We start from the raw sequence: 17,791 nt of genomic DNA, 5'->3' as shown, positions 1-17,791 counted from the left end.
AGTAAACTGATATTCTACCACACTATGAGCAAAACACATTTAACAGAACAGAAGTTTTCCGACTTCGCCCTGCACCCGAAGGTGATTGAAGCCCTTGAAAATAAAGGATTTCATAACTGTACACCCATTCAGGCACTGGCCCTTCCGCTAACGCTGGCGGGTCGTGATGTTGCGGGACAGGCGCAAACCGGTACCGGCAAAACGATGGCGTTCCTGACGTCAACGTTTCATTATCTTCTCTCTCACCCGGCGATCGAAGACCGCAAGGTGAACCAACCGCGCGCGCTGATCATGGCTCCAACCCGTGAGCTGGCGGTGCAAATTCATGCCGATGCTGAGCCGCTGGCACAGACTACCGGCCTGAAACTGGGCCTCGCCTACGGCGGCGACGGCTATGACAAACAGCTTAAGGTGCTGGAGAGCGGCGTTGATATCCTTATCGGCACCACCGGCCGCCTGATCGATTACGCAAAACAGAACCATATCAACCTGGGCGCGATCCAGGTCGTGGTGCTGGACGAAGCCGATCGCATGTACGATCTCGGCTTTATTAAAGACATCCGCTGGCTGTTCCGTCGCATGCCTGCGACAAACCAGCGCCTGAACATGCTCTTCTCCGCGACGCTCTCTTACCGCGTGCGTGAGCTGGCGTTTGAGCAGATGAACAACGCCGAGTATGTGGAAGTGGAACCGGAACAGAAAACCGGCCACCGTATTAAAGAAGAGCTTTTCTATCCGTCTAACGAAGAGAAAATGCGTCTCCTGCAGACGCTGATCGAAGAAGAGTGGCCGGATCGCGCTATCGTCTTCGCCAACACCAAGCACCGCTGTGAGGATATCTGGGGCCACCTGGCTGCCGATGGCCACCGCGTTGGGCTGTTGACCGGCGACGTGGCGCAGAAAAAACGCCTGCGGATCCTCGAAGAGTTTACCCGTGGCGATCTCGACATCCTTGTAGCGACCGACGTTGCTGCCCGCGGCCTGCATATTCCTGCCGTGACTCACGTCTTTAACTACGATCTGCCGGATGACTGCGAAGACTACGTCCACCGTATCGGCCGTACCGGTCGCGCGGGCGCAAGTGGGCACTCCATCAGCCTTGCCTGTGAAGAGTATGCCCTGAACCTGCCGGCGATTGAGACCTATATCGATCACTCGATTCCGGTCAGTAAATACAATCCGGATGCGCTGCTCAGCGAGCTGCCGCCGCCGAAGCGCCTGCCGCGTACTCGTCCGGGCAACGGCCCGCGCCGTACCGGTGGTGGTGCGCCACGTAACAGACGTCGTTCAGGTTAATCTCCTATGCTCACCTCTAACTCGCTCTATGCCGCTATTGATTTAGGTTCGAACAGTTTTCATATGCTGGTTGTGCGCGAGGTGGCGGGGAGTATACAGACCCTGACCCGCATCAAACGTAAAGTCCGTCTGGCGGCAGGGCTGGATCGCGATAACCGGCTCTCCCCGGACGCCATGGCGCGCGGCTGGCAGTGCCTGCGCCTGTTTGCTGAACGGCTGCAGGATATTCCGCCGATGCAGATCCGGGTGGTCGCCACTGCGACCCTGCGCCTGGCCGTTAACGCCGAGCAGTTCCTTGCCACCGCGCAGGAGATTTTAGGTACGGCTGTCCAGGTGATTAGCGGTGAAGATGAGGCGCGCTTGATCTATCAGGGCGTGGCCCACACGACCGGCGGGGACGATCGCCGCCTGGTGGTCGATATTGGCGGCGCCAGCACCGAGCTGGTGACCGGCACCGGTGCGCACGCTACTTCACTCTTTAGCCTGTCGATGGGCTGTGTCACCTGGCTTGAGCGCTTCTTTGCCGATCGCAATCTGGCCCAGGAAAATTTCGATGCAGCAGAGAAGGCGGCGCGGGAGGTTCTGCTCCCGGTGGCCGATGAGCTGCGTCGTCACGGCTGGAAAATCTGCGTCGGTGCCTCCGGCACCGTTCAGGCATTGCAGGAGATTATGATGGCGCAGGGCATGGATGAGTGCATCACCCTTGCCAAACTGCAGCAGCTAAAGCAGCGCGCTATTCAATGCGGTCGGCTGGAAGAGCTGGAGATTGAAGGGCTGACGCTTGAACGGGCGCTGGTCTTCCCGAGCGGGCTGGCGATCCTCATCGCCATCTTTAGCGAATTGGAGGTTCAGGGCATGACCCTGGCCGGCGGCGCGCTGCGTGAAGGCCTGGTCTACGGCATGCTGCATCTGCCCGTCGATCACGATATTCGCAGCCGCACGCTGCGCAATCTTCAGCGCCGCTTTATGGTGGATTCTGGCCAGGCCCAGCGCGTGGCCCAGCTTGCCTCCCGCTTTGCGGAGCAGGTTCAGAGTGAATGGCAGCTGGAGCCGTTAAGCCGCGAGCTGCTGCTTAGCGCCTGTTATCTGCATGAAATTGGCCTGAGCGTCGATTTTAAGCACGCTTCCCAGCACGCTGCCTATCTGGTGCGTAACCTGGATCTGCCCGGCTTTACCCCGGCGCAGAAGAAGCTGCTGGCCACGCTGCTGCTCAACCAGACCAACCCGGTCGATCTCTCCTCCCTGCATCAGCAAAATGCCGTGCCGCCGCGTACGGCGGAGCACCTCTGTCGTCTGCTGCGCCTGGCGATTATCTTTGCCAGCCGCCGCCGGGATGAGTTTTTACCCGAAGTCTCGCTGGCTGCCAGCGGTGAAGTGCTAACGCTAACCCTGCCGGAGAGCTGGCTGGCAACGCATCCGCTGGGAGCTGAGATGCTGAGCCAGGAGTGCCAGTGGCAGAGCTACGTCCACTGGGCGCTGGCGGTCAACTAGTCGGTTGTGCCGGGTGGCGCTGCGCTTACCCGACCTACCGGTTCCATTACTATTTAGCTTTAGCTTTCGCCATCATTGCGCGAATATTCGCGATACTCGCCTGCCCTTTATGCATCCGCTCTTCTGCACTTATTACCTTGCGCTCTTGCTCCCAGATAAGATCGTCCTGGGGTAGCTCCAGCAGAAAACGGCTCGGCTCGGGTCGTACCAGCTCGCCATACTGACGGCGCTCTTTACACAGGGTAAAGTTCAGCTCCTTCTGCGCCCGGGTGATGCCTACGTAGGCCAGCCGACGCTCCTCGTCGATATTTTCTTCGTCGATGCTGCTCTGATGCGGCAGCAGCCCCTCTTCCATACCAACCAGGAAGACGTAGGGAAACTCCAGCCCCTTGGAGGCGTGCAGGGTCATGAGCTGAACCTGATCCGAGTCCTCGTCGCTTTCCCCCCGCTCCATCATGTCGCGCAGCGTAAAGCGCGTCACCACCTGAGTGAGCGTCATCGGCTCGTCGATCTCTGAACCTTCCAGCATCTCGGTCATCCAGCTAAAGAGCGTGTTGACGTTTTTCATCCGCATCTCAGCCGCTTTCGGGCTGGGGGAGGTCTCATAGAGCCAGGATTCATAGTCGATACCGTGGATCAGATCGCGCACTGCGGCAATCGGCTCCCGTTCAGAGAGACGCTGTACCTCGCTTAGCCAGTGGGTAAAGCGGGTCAGGGACTCATACCCGCGCCCGCTCAGCGTCTGGGTGAGACCCATGTCGAAGCTGGCGGCAAACAGCCCTTTATTACGCGAGTTGGCCCACTCGCCCAGCTTTTGCAACGTCGCCGGGCCGATCTCTCGCTTCGGCGTGTTAACGATGCGCAGGAAGGCGCTGTCGTCGTCCGGATTAGTCAGTACCCGCAGGTAGGCCAGGAGATCCTTGATCTCCGGACGCGAGAAGAACGACGTGCCGCCCGAGATACGGTACGGAATACGGTTCTGCATCAGGAACTTTTCAAACACTCGCGACTGATGGTTACCGCGATAGAGAATGGCATAATCTTTGTACTGGGTCTTATTGATAAAGTGGTGCGCAATCAGCTCGCCCGTCACGCGTTCGGCCTCATGATCTTCATGGTTGGCGCTGAGCACCTTCAGCTCCGGCCCGTAGCCCAGCTCTGAAAAGAGCTTTTTTTCAAAAACGTGTGGGTTATTGGCGATCAGAATATTGGCCGCCTTCAGGATGCGCCCCGACGAACGGTAGTTCTGCTCCAGTTTGATCACCTGCAGCGCCGGGAAATCCTGGCTGAGCAGGACCAGGTTCTGCGGACGCGCCCCGCGCCAGGAGTAGATCGACTGGTCGTCATCGCCTACCACCGTAAAGCGCGCCCGCGCCCCCACCAGCAGCTTAACCAGCTCGTACTGGCTGGTGTTGGTATCCTGATACTCATCCACCAGCAGGTAGCGGATCTTGTTCTGCCAGCGCTCACGCACCTCTTCGTTACGCTGGAGCAGCAGCGTCGGGAGCAGGATCAGGTCATCGAAGTCCAGCACGTTACAGGCCTTCATATGGGCGTCGTACAGGCTGTAGCAGTGGGCGAAGATACGATCCCGCTTACCCTTTGCCTGCGCTGCCGCCTGGGCCGGTGTCATAAGATCGTTTTTCCAGTTGGAGATCGTCGAGATCAGCTGCTGAAGGATCGTTTTGTCTTCTTCGATCAGCCCTTCGGTCAGATCCTTAAGCAGCGCTACCTGATCGGTATCGTCAAAGAGCGAAAAGTTAGATTTCATGCCCAGCGCGGCGTACTCGCGCTTGATGATATCCAGCCCCAGGGTGTGGAAGGTGGAGATCATCAGGCCGCGGGCCTCTTTGCGCCCCAGCGTCTGGCCCACGCGCTCTTTCATCTCACGTGCGGCTTTGTTGGTAAAGGTCACCGCCGCAATATGCCGGGCCTGGTAGCCGCAGCCGCGGATCAGGTGCGCTATCTTGTTGGTAATGACGCGGGTTTTACCGGATCCAGCCCCTGCCAGTACCAGGCAGGGTCCGGTGACAAATTCGACGGCTTGCTGTTGCCCTGGATTTAGACGCATGGGATCACTCAATGAAAGTCGGGAGAGGAGAAAAAACGCGTGGTAGTATAGCCAGCCTAAACCACCCCACTCAAGGCACGATCATGGCAAAAACAGCGGCAGCAATGCATATCCTTGTTAAAGAAGAGAAACTGGCTCTGGATCTTCTGGAGCAGATCAAAAACGGCGGCGACTTCGAGAAGCTGGCGAAGAAACACTCTACCTGCCCGTCAGGCAAGAAGGGCGGTCACCTGGGTGAATTTCGCCAGGGCCAGATGGTGCCGGCTTTCGATAAGGTTGTCTTCTCCTGCCCGGTGCTGGAGCCAACCGGCCCGCTCCACACCCAGTTTGGTTACCACATCATTAAGGTGCTGTACCGTAACTAATAAAAAAGCCCGGTGGCGCTAGCGCTTACCGGGCCTACATCTCTTTGTCGGAGTTTTATCAGCCGGCGACGGCGATACGCTTCATATCGGTCATATAGCCGCGCAGCTTCTGGCCTACTTTCTCGATCTCGTGGCTGCGGATCGCTTCGTTCACGTCGCGCAGCTGGGCATTGTCTACTGCCGTGCCCTCTACCGCTTTGCCCAGATCCCCCGCCTGCAGGGTGGTCATGAACTCTTTCAGCAGCGGTACGCAGGCGTAGGAGAAGAGGTAGTTGCCGTACTCGGCGGTATCGGAGATAACCACGTTCATCTCATACAGACGCTTACGTGCGATGGTGTTGGCGATCAGCGGCAGCTCGTGCAGCGACTCATAGTAGGCGGACTCTTCAATGATGCCGGAATCGACCATGGTTTCGAATGCCAGCTCAACGCCCGCTTTCACCATCGCAATCATCAGTACACCTTTATCGAAGTACTCCTGCTCGCTGATTTTACCGTCAAACTGCGGCGCGGTCTCAAACGCGGTTTTACCGGTCTCTTCGCGCCAGGTCAGCAGGTTCTTATCGTCGTTGGCCCAGTCGGCCATCATGCCGGAGGAGAACTCACCGGAGATGATGTCATCCATATGCTTCTGGAACAGCGGAGCCATGATCTCTTTCAGCTGCTCGGAGAGCGCGTAAGCACGCAGCTTCGCCGGGTTAGAGAGACGGTCCATCATCAGAGTGATACCGCCCTGCTTCAGCGCTTCGGTGATGGTTTCCCAGCCGAACTGAATCAGTTTTTCGGCATAGGCCGGATCGGTACCCTCTTCCACCAGCTTGTCGAAGCAGAGCAGCGAGCCAGCCTGCAGCATACCGCAGAGGATAGTCTGCTCGCCCATCAGGTCAGATTTCACTTCCGCCACGAAGGAGGACTCCAGCACGCCCGCACGGTGACCACCGGTAGCGGCGGCCCAGGCTTTAGCAATCGCCATACCTTCGCCTTTCGGATCGTTCTCCGGGTGCACGGCGATCAGCGTCGGCACGCCGAAACCACGCTTGTACTCTTCACGCACTTCGGTGCCCGGACATTTCGGGGCGACCATCACCACGGTGATATCTTTGCGGATCTGCTCGCCTACTTCCACGATGTTGAAGCCGTGAGAGTAGCCCAGCGCCGCGCCGTCTTTCATCAGCGGCTGTACGGTGCGCACAACGTCAGAGTGCTGCTTGTCCGGCGTCAGGTTAACTACCAGGTCCGCCTGCGGGATCAGCTCTTCATAGGTGCCCACTTTAAAACCGTTTTCGGTCGCTTTACGCCATGAAGCACGCTTCTCAGCAATCGCCTCTTTACGCAGCGCGTAGGAGATATCCAGACCGGAGTCGCGCATGTTCAGGCCCTGGTTCAGACCCTGAGCGCCACAGCCGACGATAACCACTTTTTTACCCTGCAGGTAGCTCGCGCCGTCGGCGAACTCATCGCGTCCCATAAAGCGACATTTACCCAGCTGGGCCAGCTGCTGGCGCAGGTTCAGTGTATTAAAGTAGTTAGCCATGGTGATACCTCGTGATGTTGTGTCGTGCTTATTGTTCGGTTCGCGTTCTCGCGAGAATGAACCCACTATATGACAGGAAATGTGTTGCTGAAATTGATATATTCACAATATGACATTGCATTTTCTGCAACGTAAAAACAGAGGCTCTGGATATGGATCTGCGCGATCTAAAAATCTTTCTCCACCTGGCGGAGAGCCGCCACTTTGGCCGCAGCGCGCGGGCGATGCACGTTAGCCCGTCAACGCTTTCGCGGCAGATCCAGCGGCTGGAAGAGGATCTCGGCCAGCCGCTGTTTGTGCGCGACAACCGCACCGTTACCCTGACCGAGGCGGGTGACGAGCTGCGAACCTTCGCCCAGCAAACCCTGCTCCAGTACCAGCAGCTGCGCCACACCATTGACCAGAAGGGCCCCTCGCTCTCCGGCGAGCTGCGGCTGTTCTGCTCGGTGACGGCGGCCTACAGCCATCTACCGCCGATCCTGGACCGGTTTCGCGCCGAACACCCCTCCGTCGAGATCAAGCTCACCACCGGCGACGCCGCCGATGCGGTAGAGCGCGTGATCACCGGCGAGGCGGATCTGGCCATTGCGGGCAAGCCGGAGATGCTGCCCGGTGCGGTGGCCTTTTCGATGCTGGAGAATCTAGCGGTGGTGCTGATCGCCCCGGCGCTGCCCTGCCCGGTGCGCAGCCAGGTCTCGATGCCGGAGCCTGACTGGACAACGGTGCCCTTTATCATGGCCGACCAGGGACCGGTGCGAAAACGCATTGAGCTGTGGTTCCGGCGGCAGAAGATCAGCAACCCGTCGATCTACGCCACCGTTGGCGGCCATGAGGCAATGGTCTCGATGGTGGCCCTCGGCTGCGGCGTAGCGCTGATTCCGGAGGTGGTGCTGGAGAATAGCCCCGAGCCGGTGCGCAACCGCGTGATGATTTTAGAGCGCAGCGACGAGAAGACACCGTTCGAACTGGGCGTCTGCGCACAAAAAAAGCGGCTGCATGAGCCGCTGATTAGCGCGTTCTGGGAGATCCTGCCGAACCCTTAGCCGGCAAGGAAGAAGCGGAAAGCCGGGTTGTCGCTCTCGTTATGACAGTAATAACCCAGTTCGCTCAGGCGGGTTTCGAAATCCGGCTCGTGCTCGCCCAGCTCAAAGGCGGCCAGCACCCGGCCATAGTCGGTACCGTGGCTGCGATAGTGGAACAGGGAGATGTTCCAGTGGGTGCCCAGCGTATGCAGGAACTTCAGCAGCGCGCCGGGCGATTCAGGGAACTCAAAGCTGTAGAGACGCTCCTTCAGCGGCTTCGACGGACGACCGCCCACCATGTAGCGCACGTGCAGCTTGGCCATCTCATCGTCGGAGAGATCGACCACGCTGTAGCCGCCCTCGTTCAGCAGAGCGAGGATCTCTTTACGCTCCTCCAGCCCGCGACTCAGGCGCACGCCGACAAAGATGCAGGCGTCGTGGGCATCGGCAAAGCGGTAGTTGAACTCGGTCACCGAGCGGCCGCCCAGCAGCTGGCAGAACTTCAGGAAGCTGCCCTTCTCTTCAGGAATGGTTACCGCCAGCAGGGCTTCACGTTGCTCCCCCAGCTCGCAGCGTTCGGAGACGTAGCGCAGGCCGTGGAAGTTGACGTTCGCGCCGGAGAGTACGTGCGCCAGCCGCTCGCCGCGGATATTGTGCTGGGCGATGTATTTCTTCATGCCTGCCAGCGCCAGCGCGCCGGAAGGCTCCGCCACCGCCCGCACATCCTCGAACAGATCCTTCATGGCGGCGCAGATCGCGTCGCTGTCGACGGTAATAATATCGTCGAGGTACTCCCGACAGACGCGAAAGGTCTCGTCACCAATGCGTTTAACCGCCACCCCTTCGGCAAATAGCCCAACCCGAGGCAGATCCACCGGATGCCCGGCGTCCAGCGCCGCCTTCAGGCAGGCGGAGTCCTCCGCCTCCACGGCAATCACCTTGATCTGCGGCATCAGCTGCTTGATCAGCACCGCCACGCCGGCCGCCAGGCCGCCGCCACCAACCGGTACAAAGACGCGGTCGATGTGCGCATCCTGCTGGAGCAGCTCCAGCGCCAGGGTACCCTGTCCGGCAATCACCATCGGGTGATCGAACGGCGGTACCCAGGTAAAGCCCTGCTGCTGGGCCAGCTCGATGGCTTTCGCTTTCGCTTCATCGAAGTTCGCCCCGTAGAGCAGCACTTCGCCGCCAAAGTTGCGTACCGCATCGACTTTGATATCGGCGGTGGCTACCGGCATGACGATCAGCGCCTTCAGCCCGAGACGTGCGGCCGAGAACGCCACCCCCTGCGCATGGTTGCCCGCTGACGCGGTAATCACGCCTCGCGCCTTCTGCTCTTCGGTCAGCCCGGCCATCATGGCGTAGGCCCCGCGCAGCTTGAAGCTGTGTACCGGCTGGCGGTCTTCGCGCTTCACCAGGATCACGTTATCCAGCCGCGACGAGAGCTTCTCCATCTTTTGCAGCGGCGTTACCTGCACCGCTTCATAGACCGGCGCGCGCAGCACCGCTCGCAGATACTCCGCCCCCTCAGGGGCGGCGGACAAGGGTTGGGATTCGGCCACGGTTAGCCTCCCAGTTTGGATTTATCGCGTACTGCGCCTTTGTCTGCGCTGGTCGCGAGGGTGGCGTAGGCACGTAATGCAAAGGAGACCTGACGCTCGCGCGCTTTTGGTGTCCATGCTGCCGCACCGCGTGCCTCCTGCGCCTCACGGCGTGCGGCCAGCTCCTGATCGCTCACCTGCAGCTGGATGCCACGGTTTGGAATGTCGATAGCAATCATATCGCCATCTTCAATCAGCGCGATGCTGCCGCCGCTGGCGGCTTCCGGAGAGACGTGGCCAATGGAGAGACCAGAGGTCCCGCCAGAGAAACGTCCGTCAGTGATCAGCGCACAGGCTTTGCCGAGGCCCATTGATTTCAGGAAGGTGGTTGGGTAGAGCATCTCCTGCATTCCCGGTCCGCCTTTCGGCCCCTCGTAGCGGATCACTACGACGTCGCCCGCGACAACTTTGCCGCCAAGAATCGCCTCGACCGCATCGTCCTGGCTTTCGTACACTTTCGCCGGGCCGGTAAATTTGAGGATAGAGTCATCAACACCCGCGGTTTTAACGATACAGCCATTTTCTGCAAAGTTGCCGTACAGTACCGCCAGACCACCGTCTTTGCTGTACGCGTGTTCCAGCGAGCGGATGCAGCCTTCAGCGCGATCGTCATCCAGCGTATCCCAGCGACAATCCTGCGAGAATGCCTGGGTGGTACGAATGCCCGCCGGACCCGCGCGGAACATCTTTTTCACCGCTTCGTCCTGGGTCAGCATCACATCGTACTGCTCCAGCGTCTGCGGCAGCGTTAGGCCCAGCACGTTCTTCACGTTACGGTTCATCAGCCCGGCGCGATCCAGCTCGCCGAGGATACCTAAAACGCCGCCGGCACGGTGCACGTCTTCCATATGGTATTTCTGCGTGCTGGGAGCAACCTTACAGAGCTGCGGCACCTTGCGCGACATCCTGTCGATGTCGGTCATGGTGAAGTCAATCTCAGCTTCCTGGGCCGCCGCCAGCAGGTGCAGAACGGTGTTGGTGGAGCCGCCCATAGCGATATCCAGCGTCATGGCGTTTTCAAACGCCGCCTTGCTGGCGATGTTGCGCGGCAGCGCACTCTCATCATCCTGCTCGTAGTAGCGTTTGGTCAGCTCAACGATGCGTTTACCCGCGTTCAGGAACAGCTGCTTACGATCGGCGTGGGTCGCCAGCAGGGAGCCGTTGCCCGGCTGCGACAGACCCAGCGCTTCGGTCAGGCAGTTCATGGAGTTGGCGGTGAACATGCCGGAGCAGGAGCCGCAGGTTGGGCAGGCGGAGCGTTCAACCTGCTCGCTCTGCTCGTCGGAGACTTTCGGGTCCGCGCCCTGGATCATGGCATCGACCAGGTCGAGCTTGATGATCTTATCGGAAAGCTTGGTTTTACCGGCTTCCATCGGGCCGCCGGAGACAAAAATAACTGGAATGTTCAGGCGCAGTGAGGCCATCAACATCCCCGGGGTGATTTTATCGCAGTTGGAGATACAGACCATGGCGTCCGCGCAGTGGGCGTTGACCATGTACTCCACCGAGTCGGCGATCAGCTCGCGAGACGGCAGTGAATAGAGCATGCCTCCGTGGCCCATCGCGATACCGTCATCGACCGCAATGGTGTTGAACTCTTTTGCCACGCCGCCGGAGGCTTCAATCTGCTCGGCAACCAGCTTGCCCAGGTCGCGCAGGTGCACGTGGCCTGGTACGAACTGGGTGAAGGAGTTCACCACGGCGATGATCGGCTTGCCGAAGTCGGCGTCGGTCATCCCGGTTGCGCGCCACAGCGCGCGGGCACCTGCCATGTTACGGCCGTGGGTGGTGGTAGCGGAACGGTACTTAGGCATGCTCTTTTTACTCCCAACTCTATTTAATAAATGGGACGGTGCGTGCCGTCCCATATTTATGCTTATGGGTTAACCTGATCCAACCAGCCGTACTTATCTTCGGTTTCGCCGGTGAACAGGCCGAAGAACGCTTGCTGGATGCGCTTGGTTACCGGGCCACAGCGGCCTTCGCCAACCTGGATCCCATCTACGCTGCGCACCGGAGTGATCTCAGCGGCGGTACCTGACATGAACACTTCATCGGCCAGGTAGAGGGACTCGCGGGAGAGCACCTGCTCGCGCACTTCGATACCCAGATCTTTCGCCAGCTTGATGATGGCGTCGCGGGTGATGCCCGGCAGCGCAGAAGAGGTGAACGGCGGGGTGAACAGGATGCCGTCTTTCACTTCAAACAGGTTTTCACCCGCGCCTTCAGAGATGTAGCCGTTAACGTCCAGCGCAATCCCCTCCTGATAGCCGTGGCGACGTGCTTCGCTGCCCACCAGCAGGGAGGAGAGGTAGTTACCGCCCGCTTTCGCTGCGGTCGGGATAGTGTTTGGTGCAACGCGGTTCCACGAGGAGACCATCGCATCAATACCCTGGTCCAGCGCTTCCGCGCCCAGGTAGGCACCCCACGGGAAGGCAGCGATGATCACATCGGTACCGTAGCCGTCCGGCGGGTTCACGCCCATACCGACATCACCCACGAACACCAGCGGACGAATATAGGCGCTGGTCAGATTGTTTTTGCGGATCACCGCCCGGCAGGCTTCCATCAGTTCATCAACGCTTTGTGAAACCGGGAAACGATAGATTTTTGCTGAATCACGCAGACGCTGCATGTGTTCGCGATGGCGGAACACCACTGGCCCTTTGTGCGAATCGTAGCAGCGGATACCTTCAAATACGGAGGTACCGTAGTGCAACGCATGGGACATCACGTGTACTTTCGCTTCGCCCCACGGAACCATCTCGCCATTGAACCAAATGTAGTCAGCTTTCTTCGTCGTCATTTTTCTTCCTTTTGCGCTCAGGCGCGGATTTGTTGTGTTGGGGTTGAACGTTGTTGGATCTCGACGCGCGCCACGTCGACCAGTTTGCTCAACTGGCTAAACAGTAATTCGACAGAGCGCGGGCTGGCAACGGTCAATTCAATATTTATGCTCTGCGCATCAGTCGCGGTTTCCATATTCATGGCGCAAATCTGAAAGCCACGGTGGCGAACCACGCGTAAAACACGCTCTAACGTTTCCGGATTGAAGCGGGCCTGAACGGCGACCTGATGTTGCATCATGATAATTTCTCCAGCATTTGTGCGTTGCTTGCACCGGGTGGCACCAGGGGCCAGACGTTCTCAAGTTCGTCGATTGAGACATGAAGCAGGTAAGGCCCTTCGCTTGCGAGCATAGCGTCGAGAGCCGCTTCAACCTGGTCTTTACGGGTGATGTGCTGGCCGGGAATGCCGAAGGCGCGGGCCAGCATGAGGAAATCGGGGTTATCGGTCAGGGTGGTTTCGCTATAGCGCTCCTGGAAGAAGAGCTGCTGCCACTGGCGAACCATGCCTAAGCGTTGGTTATCCAGCAGGACGATCTTCAGCGGCAGCTGCTTTCGCTTCACGGTGCCCAACTCCTGCACGTTCATCATGAAGGAGCCGTCACCGGAGATACAGATTACGGTATCCTCCGGGCGCGCTACCTGTGCACCGACGGCGGCAGGCAGACCAAAGCCCATAGTGCCTAAGCCGCTGGAGGTGATGAAATTTTCCGGACGGCTGTAGGTCATATGCTGCGCGGACCACATCTGATGCTGGCCCACATCGGTGGTGACGACGCTATCCTGCGGCTTGCGGTCAGAGAGCTGTTTTAACAGCAGCGGCGCGTAGATAGCCTCGCCCGGGTGATCGTAACGCCACGCATATTCACGGCGCATCTCCGCGGCATGCTGACGCCATGCATCAACCGCTAACGGCTGCTGTAAAGCGGGCAGCAGCGCATTGAGATCGCCCTGCAGCGCGACGTGTGCCTGACGCAGCTTATTCATCTCTGCCGGATCGATATCCATATGGATCACGCTGGCATGCGGTGCGAAGGTGTTCAGCTTGCCGGTCACCCGATCGTCGAAGCGCGCCCCCACAGCGATAAGCAGGTCGCACTCCTGCACCGCCAGGTTAGCCGCCTTAGTGCCGTGCATTCCCAGCATGCCTAAGTAGTACGCATAGTCCGCCTCGACCGCTCCCAGTCCTTTCAGCGTGCAGGTAGCAGGGATCTGGGTCGCGGCGATAAATTCACGCAGCGCTGGAACGGCCTGCGCCATACCCACCCCACCGCCGACATACAGCATCGGCTTCTGCGCCTGGGCCAGCATCTGGCGGGCCTCAGCAACGTCCGCATGCGGGAACGTATCATCATCTGCAACGGTAGAAAAATGCGGCTCCAGCTCGCCCACGGCAATCTGAATATCTTTTGGAATATCAACCAGCACCGGACCTGGACGGCCTGAGTTTGCCACCTGGAACGCTTCCGCCATTACGCGCGGCAGCTCCTCCAGCGACTGCACCAGAAAACTATGCTTGGTGCAGGCCAGCGACAAACCGAGAACGTCCACTTCCTGAAACGCATCGGTGCCAATAAACGGCGAGGCAACCTGGCCGGTGATAGCGACAACGGGAACGGAATCGAGCAACGCATCGGCGAGGCCGGTGATCAGGTTGGTGGCACCGGGACCCGAGGTAGCGATACAGACGCCGGTTTTGCCGGTAGAGCGGGCATAACCGATAGCCGCCATAGCCGCGCCCTGCTCATGGCGACACAGAAGGTGTTCCACGCCGCCGTCATACAACGCATCGTAAACCGGCATAATTGCGCCACCCGGATAACCGAAAACCGTTTCGACTCCCTGCGCTCGCAATGCATGTACTACCCATTGTGCCCCATTCATAGTCAGTTCCCCGTTGTAAATCGTGAGAAACAGAATTTTGTGCTACAGCTCATTCTTTGCTCCTCGTTATTGTTTTAAGGTCATAAAAAAACCCCCGGACCTTTCGGTGCGGGGGTCTTAGTTCGTTAAGGCTTGTTTTTTAAGCCTTTCCTCGTCCAAGTGCAGCCCCGCACGGTGGGATAATAATCACCACCACGCTAATCACGACCAGGCTAATCACTCGTAGAAGGGCTGTCATTTTCTGTACTTTCTGGCTTCTTGTTCGAAGGAATACCTAAAGAGTTATCACAGTTTTTACTAACGACACAAGATTTTTTTATAAGTTTTTTATTGGAGAGACGACAGGTATTCATAAAACGTATTGTTTTATATAACAAAAAGATTAAGTGAAAATAATTCACCTGCGAACCATTTTTCATAACTGTGCACCTGCTCCCAGCGTTGGGCACACATTGCATCGCTGGTGAAAATCGCGCTGAACCCATGCCGTAAAAATGCAAATACGTAGCTGCTGGAAAACTCCCTGTCTGAGCATAATCTTGCCGTTACAGGAGGAGCTATGTCACTGTCGGTTATTTATACACGCGCAGCGTTAGGTATCACTGCGCCGCTCATTACGGTTGAGGTGCACATCAGCGCCGGACTGCCCGGCCTTACTATCGTTGGGCTGCCGGAAACCACGGTCAAGGAGGCCCGCGATCGCGTGCGCAGCGCCATCATCAACAGCGGCTATACGTTTCCGGCAAAGAAGATCACCATTAACCTTGCGCCTGCGGATCTGCCTAAGGAGGGAGGACGCTATGATTTACCTATCGCTATCGCGCTTCTGGCGGCCTCTGAGCAGCTTAATGCATCCCACTTAAGTCACTATGAGTTTGTCGGCGAACTCGCGCTTACAGGCGCGCTGCGTGGCGTTCCCGGCGCGATCCCCAGTGCTCAGGAAGCCGTGAGCGCTGGCAGGCAAATTATCGTTGCCGCAGATAACGAAGCCGAGGTCGGGCTAATCCAAGCCTCTCGTAGCCTGATTGCGGGACATCTCCAGGAGGTATGCGCCTTCCTGGAAGGAAAGCATCAGCTGCGGGAGGCCGCACCTGAAGCTGAAGAAGCTGCCAGAGCTGACAACGATCTTAGCGACGTGATTGGTCAGGAACAGGGTAAACGGGCGTTGGAGATCACCGCAGCGGGCGGACATAATCTGCTACTCATTGGTCCTCCCGGCACGGGTAAAACGATGCTGGCCAGCCGCCTGAGTAGCCTGCTGCCGCCATTGAACAATCAGGAGGCGCTGGAGAACGCGGCAATCGTTAGCCTGATTAATACTGCCATGCTTAAAAAACAGTGGCGTCGCAGGCCCTTCCGTTCACCACACCATAGCGCCTCCCTCACCGCTATGGTGGGCGGTGGGTCGATTCCCGGACCGGGTGAGATTTCGCTGGCGCATAACGGCATTCTGTTTCTGGATGAGCTGCCCGAGTTTGAACGGCGCGTGCTTGATGCCCTTCGCGAACCTACGGAATCCGGACAGATCCATATTTCGCGAACGCGGGCCAAGGTGACCTACCCTGCCCGTTTTCAGCTCATAGCGGCGATGAATCCCAGCCCTACCGGTCATTATCAGGGAAACCATAATCGTGCAACGCCAGAGCAGACGCTGCGCTATCTAAGTAAGCTCTCCGGACCGTTTCTCGATCGCTTCGATCTCTCTCTGGAGATCCCCCTCCCACCGCCGGGTCTACTGCGGCAGACCACTAGCCGCAGCGAGCGTAGTGAGACGGTGCGCGCCCGCGTGCTGGCGGCACAGGCGATCCAGTGCCGACGGCAGCAGAGGTTAAATGCACAACTTGAAAGCGCCGCTATGCGCGAATACTGTCAGCTGGTGTCTGAGGATGCCGACTGGCTTGAAGTGACGCTTGCGCAGCTTGGGTTATCGATACGGGCATGGCAACGTCTGCTTAAGGTGGCGCGTACGATTGCCGATCTGGAAGAGAGTGAAACAATACGCAGAGAACATCTACAGGAGGCGTTGGGTTATCGCGCTATTGACCGCCTGTTCATTCATTTGCAGAAAATGATGGGATAAAAAAAGGGGCCGTAGCCCCTGCATCTTAATCGTCAGATTCGGTGTAATCTTCCGCACCTTCCATCTGCGGCTTACCACCGGAGAGGGTATGGAAGCGTTTCGGACGCTTAATGCGCGTCATATACTTACTCCAGACACGTTCCGCTTCGGTGACGGGCTCGCGTTGACCACGGCAGACGGCGACAAACAGCTCTTCTTCTTCGGTCACCGGCTCACGTTTGCCGAGATCGAGTTCGTTGAAAGCATAACCGTGCCGCTCCAGCAGCTGCGCCTCTTTGATGGTGAAATCACCATGACGAGAGAACCCGCGCGGGTAGTATTTGTTGTCGAAAAAACGATTAGTCGTCGTAAAGCTTTCCGCCATCCTACACACTCCTAATTCTTTGGCCGAGCTATTTATGGCGCGGAGTATTAGTTACGCTTGACAGAGTGTAAAACAAAACATTTAAATCATAACGACAAATAATTTTGCGGAGAAAGCTGTGGATACGGAATTGCTAAAAACTTTCCTGGAAGTAAGCAGGACTCGTCACTTTGGACGCGCTGCAGAAGCGCTCTATCTGACGCAATCAGCGGTCAGTTTTCGTATTCGCCAGCTTGAGAATCAGCTCGGGGTAAACCTGTTCACCCGTCACCGTAATAATATTCGTCTTACGGTAGCGGGTGAGAAACTTCTGCCCTACGCAGAGACACTAATGAATACCTGGCAGGCAGCACGCAAGGAGGTAGCTCACAGCTCACAGCACAATGAGTTCTCTATTGGCGCAAGCGCATCGCTGTGGGAGTGTATGTTGAATGGCTGGCTAGGTCGCCTCTATCAGACACATAAAAGCTTACAATTTGAGGCTCGTATTGCACAGCGACAATCGCTGGTAAAACAGCTGCATGAGCGGCAGTTGGATCTACTCATTACAACTGAGGCCCCAAAAATGGATGAGTTCAGTAGTCAGCTGCTGGGACATTTTGCCCTTGCCCTCTACTGTACCGTACCGTCGCGCCTGAAGTCGGCCTTGAACTACCTGCGCCTGGAGTGGGGTCCGGATTTTCAGCAGCATGAGTCGGGCCTTATTGCCAGCGATGAGATCCCGCTCCTGACGACCAGCTCAGCGGAAATTGCACGCCAACAGCTAGGATCGCTGGATGGTTGCACGTGGCTGCCCGTTTCCTGGGCTAAGGACAAGCCCGATCTGCATATGGTGGCAGATACGCTGACGCTTTCACGCCCGCTTTATGCTATTTGGTTACAGAACAGTGACAAACAGAGCCAGATTAAAGATCTTTTAAAAACGAGCGTGATGGAATAATTCAAGGGTACGGTGCAAGGACGCATCGTATTTATAAGAGGAAGGAAGGCTTGAAGCAGGTGGAAGCATAAACGACAGGTAAAAAAAAATCCTTTGCCTAAGCAAAGGATCCTAATATGGCAGGGGCGGAGAGACTCGAACTCGCGACACCCGGTTTTGGAGACCGGTGCTCTACCAACTGAGCTACGCCCCTAAATTTTCTTACTATTAAGCCTGCTATAAATGAGCAGGCTTAATTTTATAATAAGTGGCGGAACGGACGGGACTCGAACCCGCGACCCCCTGCGTGACAGGCAG

16 protein-coding genes and 1 tRNA gene are annotated in these 17,791 nt (G+C 57.8%); 6 read left to right on the top strand and 11 right to left on the bottom strand.

From position 1 onward, the window contains the following. The first annotated feature begins 24 nt into the window (after positions 1-24). Entirely contained in the window at positions 25-1,296 is a 1,272-nt protein-coding gene (gene rhlB, locus RTN40_RS20090) for an ATP-dependent RNA helicase RhlB (protein WP_312213875.1), read from the top strand. A gap of 6 nt (positions 1,297-1,302) precedes the next feature. Next, complete coding sequence (gppA, locus tag RTN40_RS20085; protein ID WP_312229916.1) at positions 1,303-2,787, top strand: guanosine-5'-triphosphate,3'-diphosphate diphosphatase; 1,485 nt, start codon at positions 1,303-1,305, stop codon at positions 2,785-2,787. A gap of 49 nt (positions 2,788-2,836) precedes the next feature. Here gppA and rep read toward each other — a convergent pair whose 3' ends face one another. Continuing rightward, positions 2,837-4,858: a DNA helicase Rep gene (gene rep, locus RTN40_RS20080; RefSeq protein WP_312229915.1), complete on the bottom strand. Its 2,022-nt coding sequence runs from the start codon at positions 4,856-4,858 to the stop codon at positions 2,837-2,839. 83 nt (positions 4,859-4,941) lie between these two features. Here rep and ppiC point away from each other — a divergent pair, with 83 nt between their 5' ends. Beyond that, positions 4,942-5,223 (top strand): peptidylprolyl isomerase PpiC, encoded by a 282-nt coding sequence (ppiC, locus tag RTN40_RS20075; RefSeq protein WP_024555327.1) that lies wholly within the window; start codon positions 4,942-4,944, stop codon positions 5,221-5,223. Positions 5,224-5,281: 58 nt separating this feature from the next. On the opposite strand, the gene ilvC is transcribed toward ppiC, so the two are convergent. Further along, positions 5,282-6,757, bottom strand: a complete 1,476-nt coding sequence (gene ilvC, locus RTN40_RS20070) for a ketol-acid reductoisomerase (protein ID WP_312229914.1) — start codon at positions 6,755-6,757, stop codon at positions 5,282-5,284. Between the two features lie 152 nt (positions 6,758-6,909). On the opposite strand from ilvC, the gene ilvY reads away from it, so the two are divergent. Continuing rightward, on the top strand, positions 6,910-7,800 hold the full coding sequence (ilvY, locus tag RTN40_RS20065) for an HTH-type transcriptional activator IlvY (protein WP_312229913.1): 891 nt from the start codon (positions 6,910-6,912) through the stop codon (positions 7,798-7,800). On the opposite strand, the gene ilvA is transcribed toward ilvY, so the two are convergent. The 7 genes from ilvA to ilvL form a co-directional block, all read right to left on the bottom strand. Next, entirely contained in the window at positions 7,797-9,341 is a 1,545-nt protein-coding gene (gene ilvA, locus RTN40_RS20060) for a threonine ammonia-lyase, biosynthetic (protein ID WP_312229912.1), read from the bottom strand. The two genes, ilvY and ilvA, sit on opposite strands and share 4 nt — an antisense overlap. Positions 9,342-9,343: 2 nt before the next feature. Further along, on the bottom strand, positions 9,344-11,194 hold the full coding sequence (gene ilvD, locus RTN40_RS20055; protein WP_312229911.1) for a dihydroxy-acid dehydratase: 1,851 nt from the start codon (positions 11,192-11,194) through the stop codon (positions 9,344-9,346). A 62-nt stretch (positions 11,195-11,256) separates the two neighbouring features. Continuing rightward, on the bottom strand, positions 11,257-12,186 hold the full coding sequence (locus RTN40_RS20050; RefSeq protein WP_312229910.1) for a branched-chain amino acid transaminase: 930 nt from the start codon (positions 12,184-12,186) through the stop codon (positions 11,257-11,259). 17 nt (positions 12,187-12,203) lie between these two features. Further along, entirely contained in the window at positions 12,204-12,467 is a 264-nt protein-coding gene (gene ilvM / locus RTN40_RS20045; RefSeq protein WP_042395027.1) for an acetolactate synthase 2 small subunit, read from the bottom strand. Continuing rightward, positions 12,464-14,110, bottom strand: a complete 1,647-nt coding sequence (gene ilvG, locus RTN40_RS20040; RefSeq protein ID WP_312229909.1) for an acetolactate synthase 2 catalytic subunit — start codon at positions 14,108-14,110, stop codon at positions 12,464-12,466. The genes ilvM and ilvG overlap by 4 nt, the downstream gene beginning before the upstream one ends. Before the next feature lie 2 nt (positions 14,111-14,112). Next, positions 14,113-14,163 (bottom strand): peptide IlvX, encoded by a 51-nt coding sequence (gene ilvX, locus RTN40_RS20035; RefSeq protein ID WP_312229929.1) that lies wholly within the window; start codon positions 14,161-14,163, stop codon positions 14,113-14,115. An 86-nt stretch (positions 14,164-14,249) separates the two neighbouring features. After that, complete coding sequence (ilvL, locus tag RTN40_RS20030; protein ID WP_001311244.1) at positions 14,250-14,348, bottom strand: ilv operon leader peptide; 99 nt, start codon at positions 14,346-14,348, stop codon at positions 14,250-14,252. Positions 14,349-14,669: 321 nt separating this feature from the next. Between ilvL and RTN40_RS20025 the strand changes: the two genes are divergently transcribed. Then, a complete protein-coding gene (locus RTN40_RS20025) occupies positions 14,670-16,190 on the top strand; it encodes a YifB family Mg chelatase-like AAA ATPase (protein ID WP_312229908.1) in 1,521 nt (506 codons plus the stop codon). 25 nt (positions 16,191-16,215) lie between these two features. Here the strand turns inward: RTN40_RS20025 and maoP are convergent, their stop codons facing one another. Beyond that, positions 16,216-16,554, bottom strand: a complete 339-nt coding sequence (maoP, locus tag RTN40_RS20020; RefSeq protein ID WP_042395035.1) for a macrodomain Ori organization protein MaoP — start codon at positions 16,552-16,554, stop codon at positions 16,216-16,218. 88 nt (positions 16,555-16,642) lie between these two features. Between maoP and hdfR the strand changes: the two genes are divergently transcribed. Beyond that, positions 16,643-17,494 carry an HTH-type transcriptional regulator HdfR gene (hdfR, locus tag RTN40_RS20015; RefSeq protein WP_409418544.1) on the top strand — a complete coding sequence of 284 codons (852 nt, stop codon included), beginning with the start codon at positions 16,643-16,645 and terminating at the stop codon, positions 17,492-17,494. Positions 17,495-17,611: 117 nt separating this feature from the next. Here hdfR and RTN40_RS20010 read toward each other — a convergent pair. Next, positions 17,612-17,687: transfer RNA gene (locus RTN40_RS20010), tRNA-Trp, on the bottom strand. Positions 17,688-17,791: the final 104 nt, after the last annotated feature.

Origin of the sequence: Pseudescherichia sp. (assembly GCF_031987975.1) — a bacterium.
In the GTDB taxonomy this organism is placed as follows: Bacteria; Pseudomonadota; Gammaproteobacteria; order Enterobacterales; family Enterobacteriaceae; genus Pseudescherichia.
Note: the sequence above shows the minus strand (reverse complement) of the source record. Positions and strands in the feature narration are given on the sequence as shown.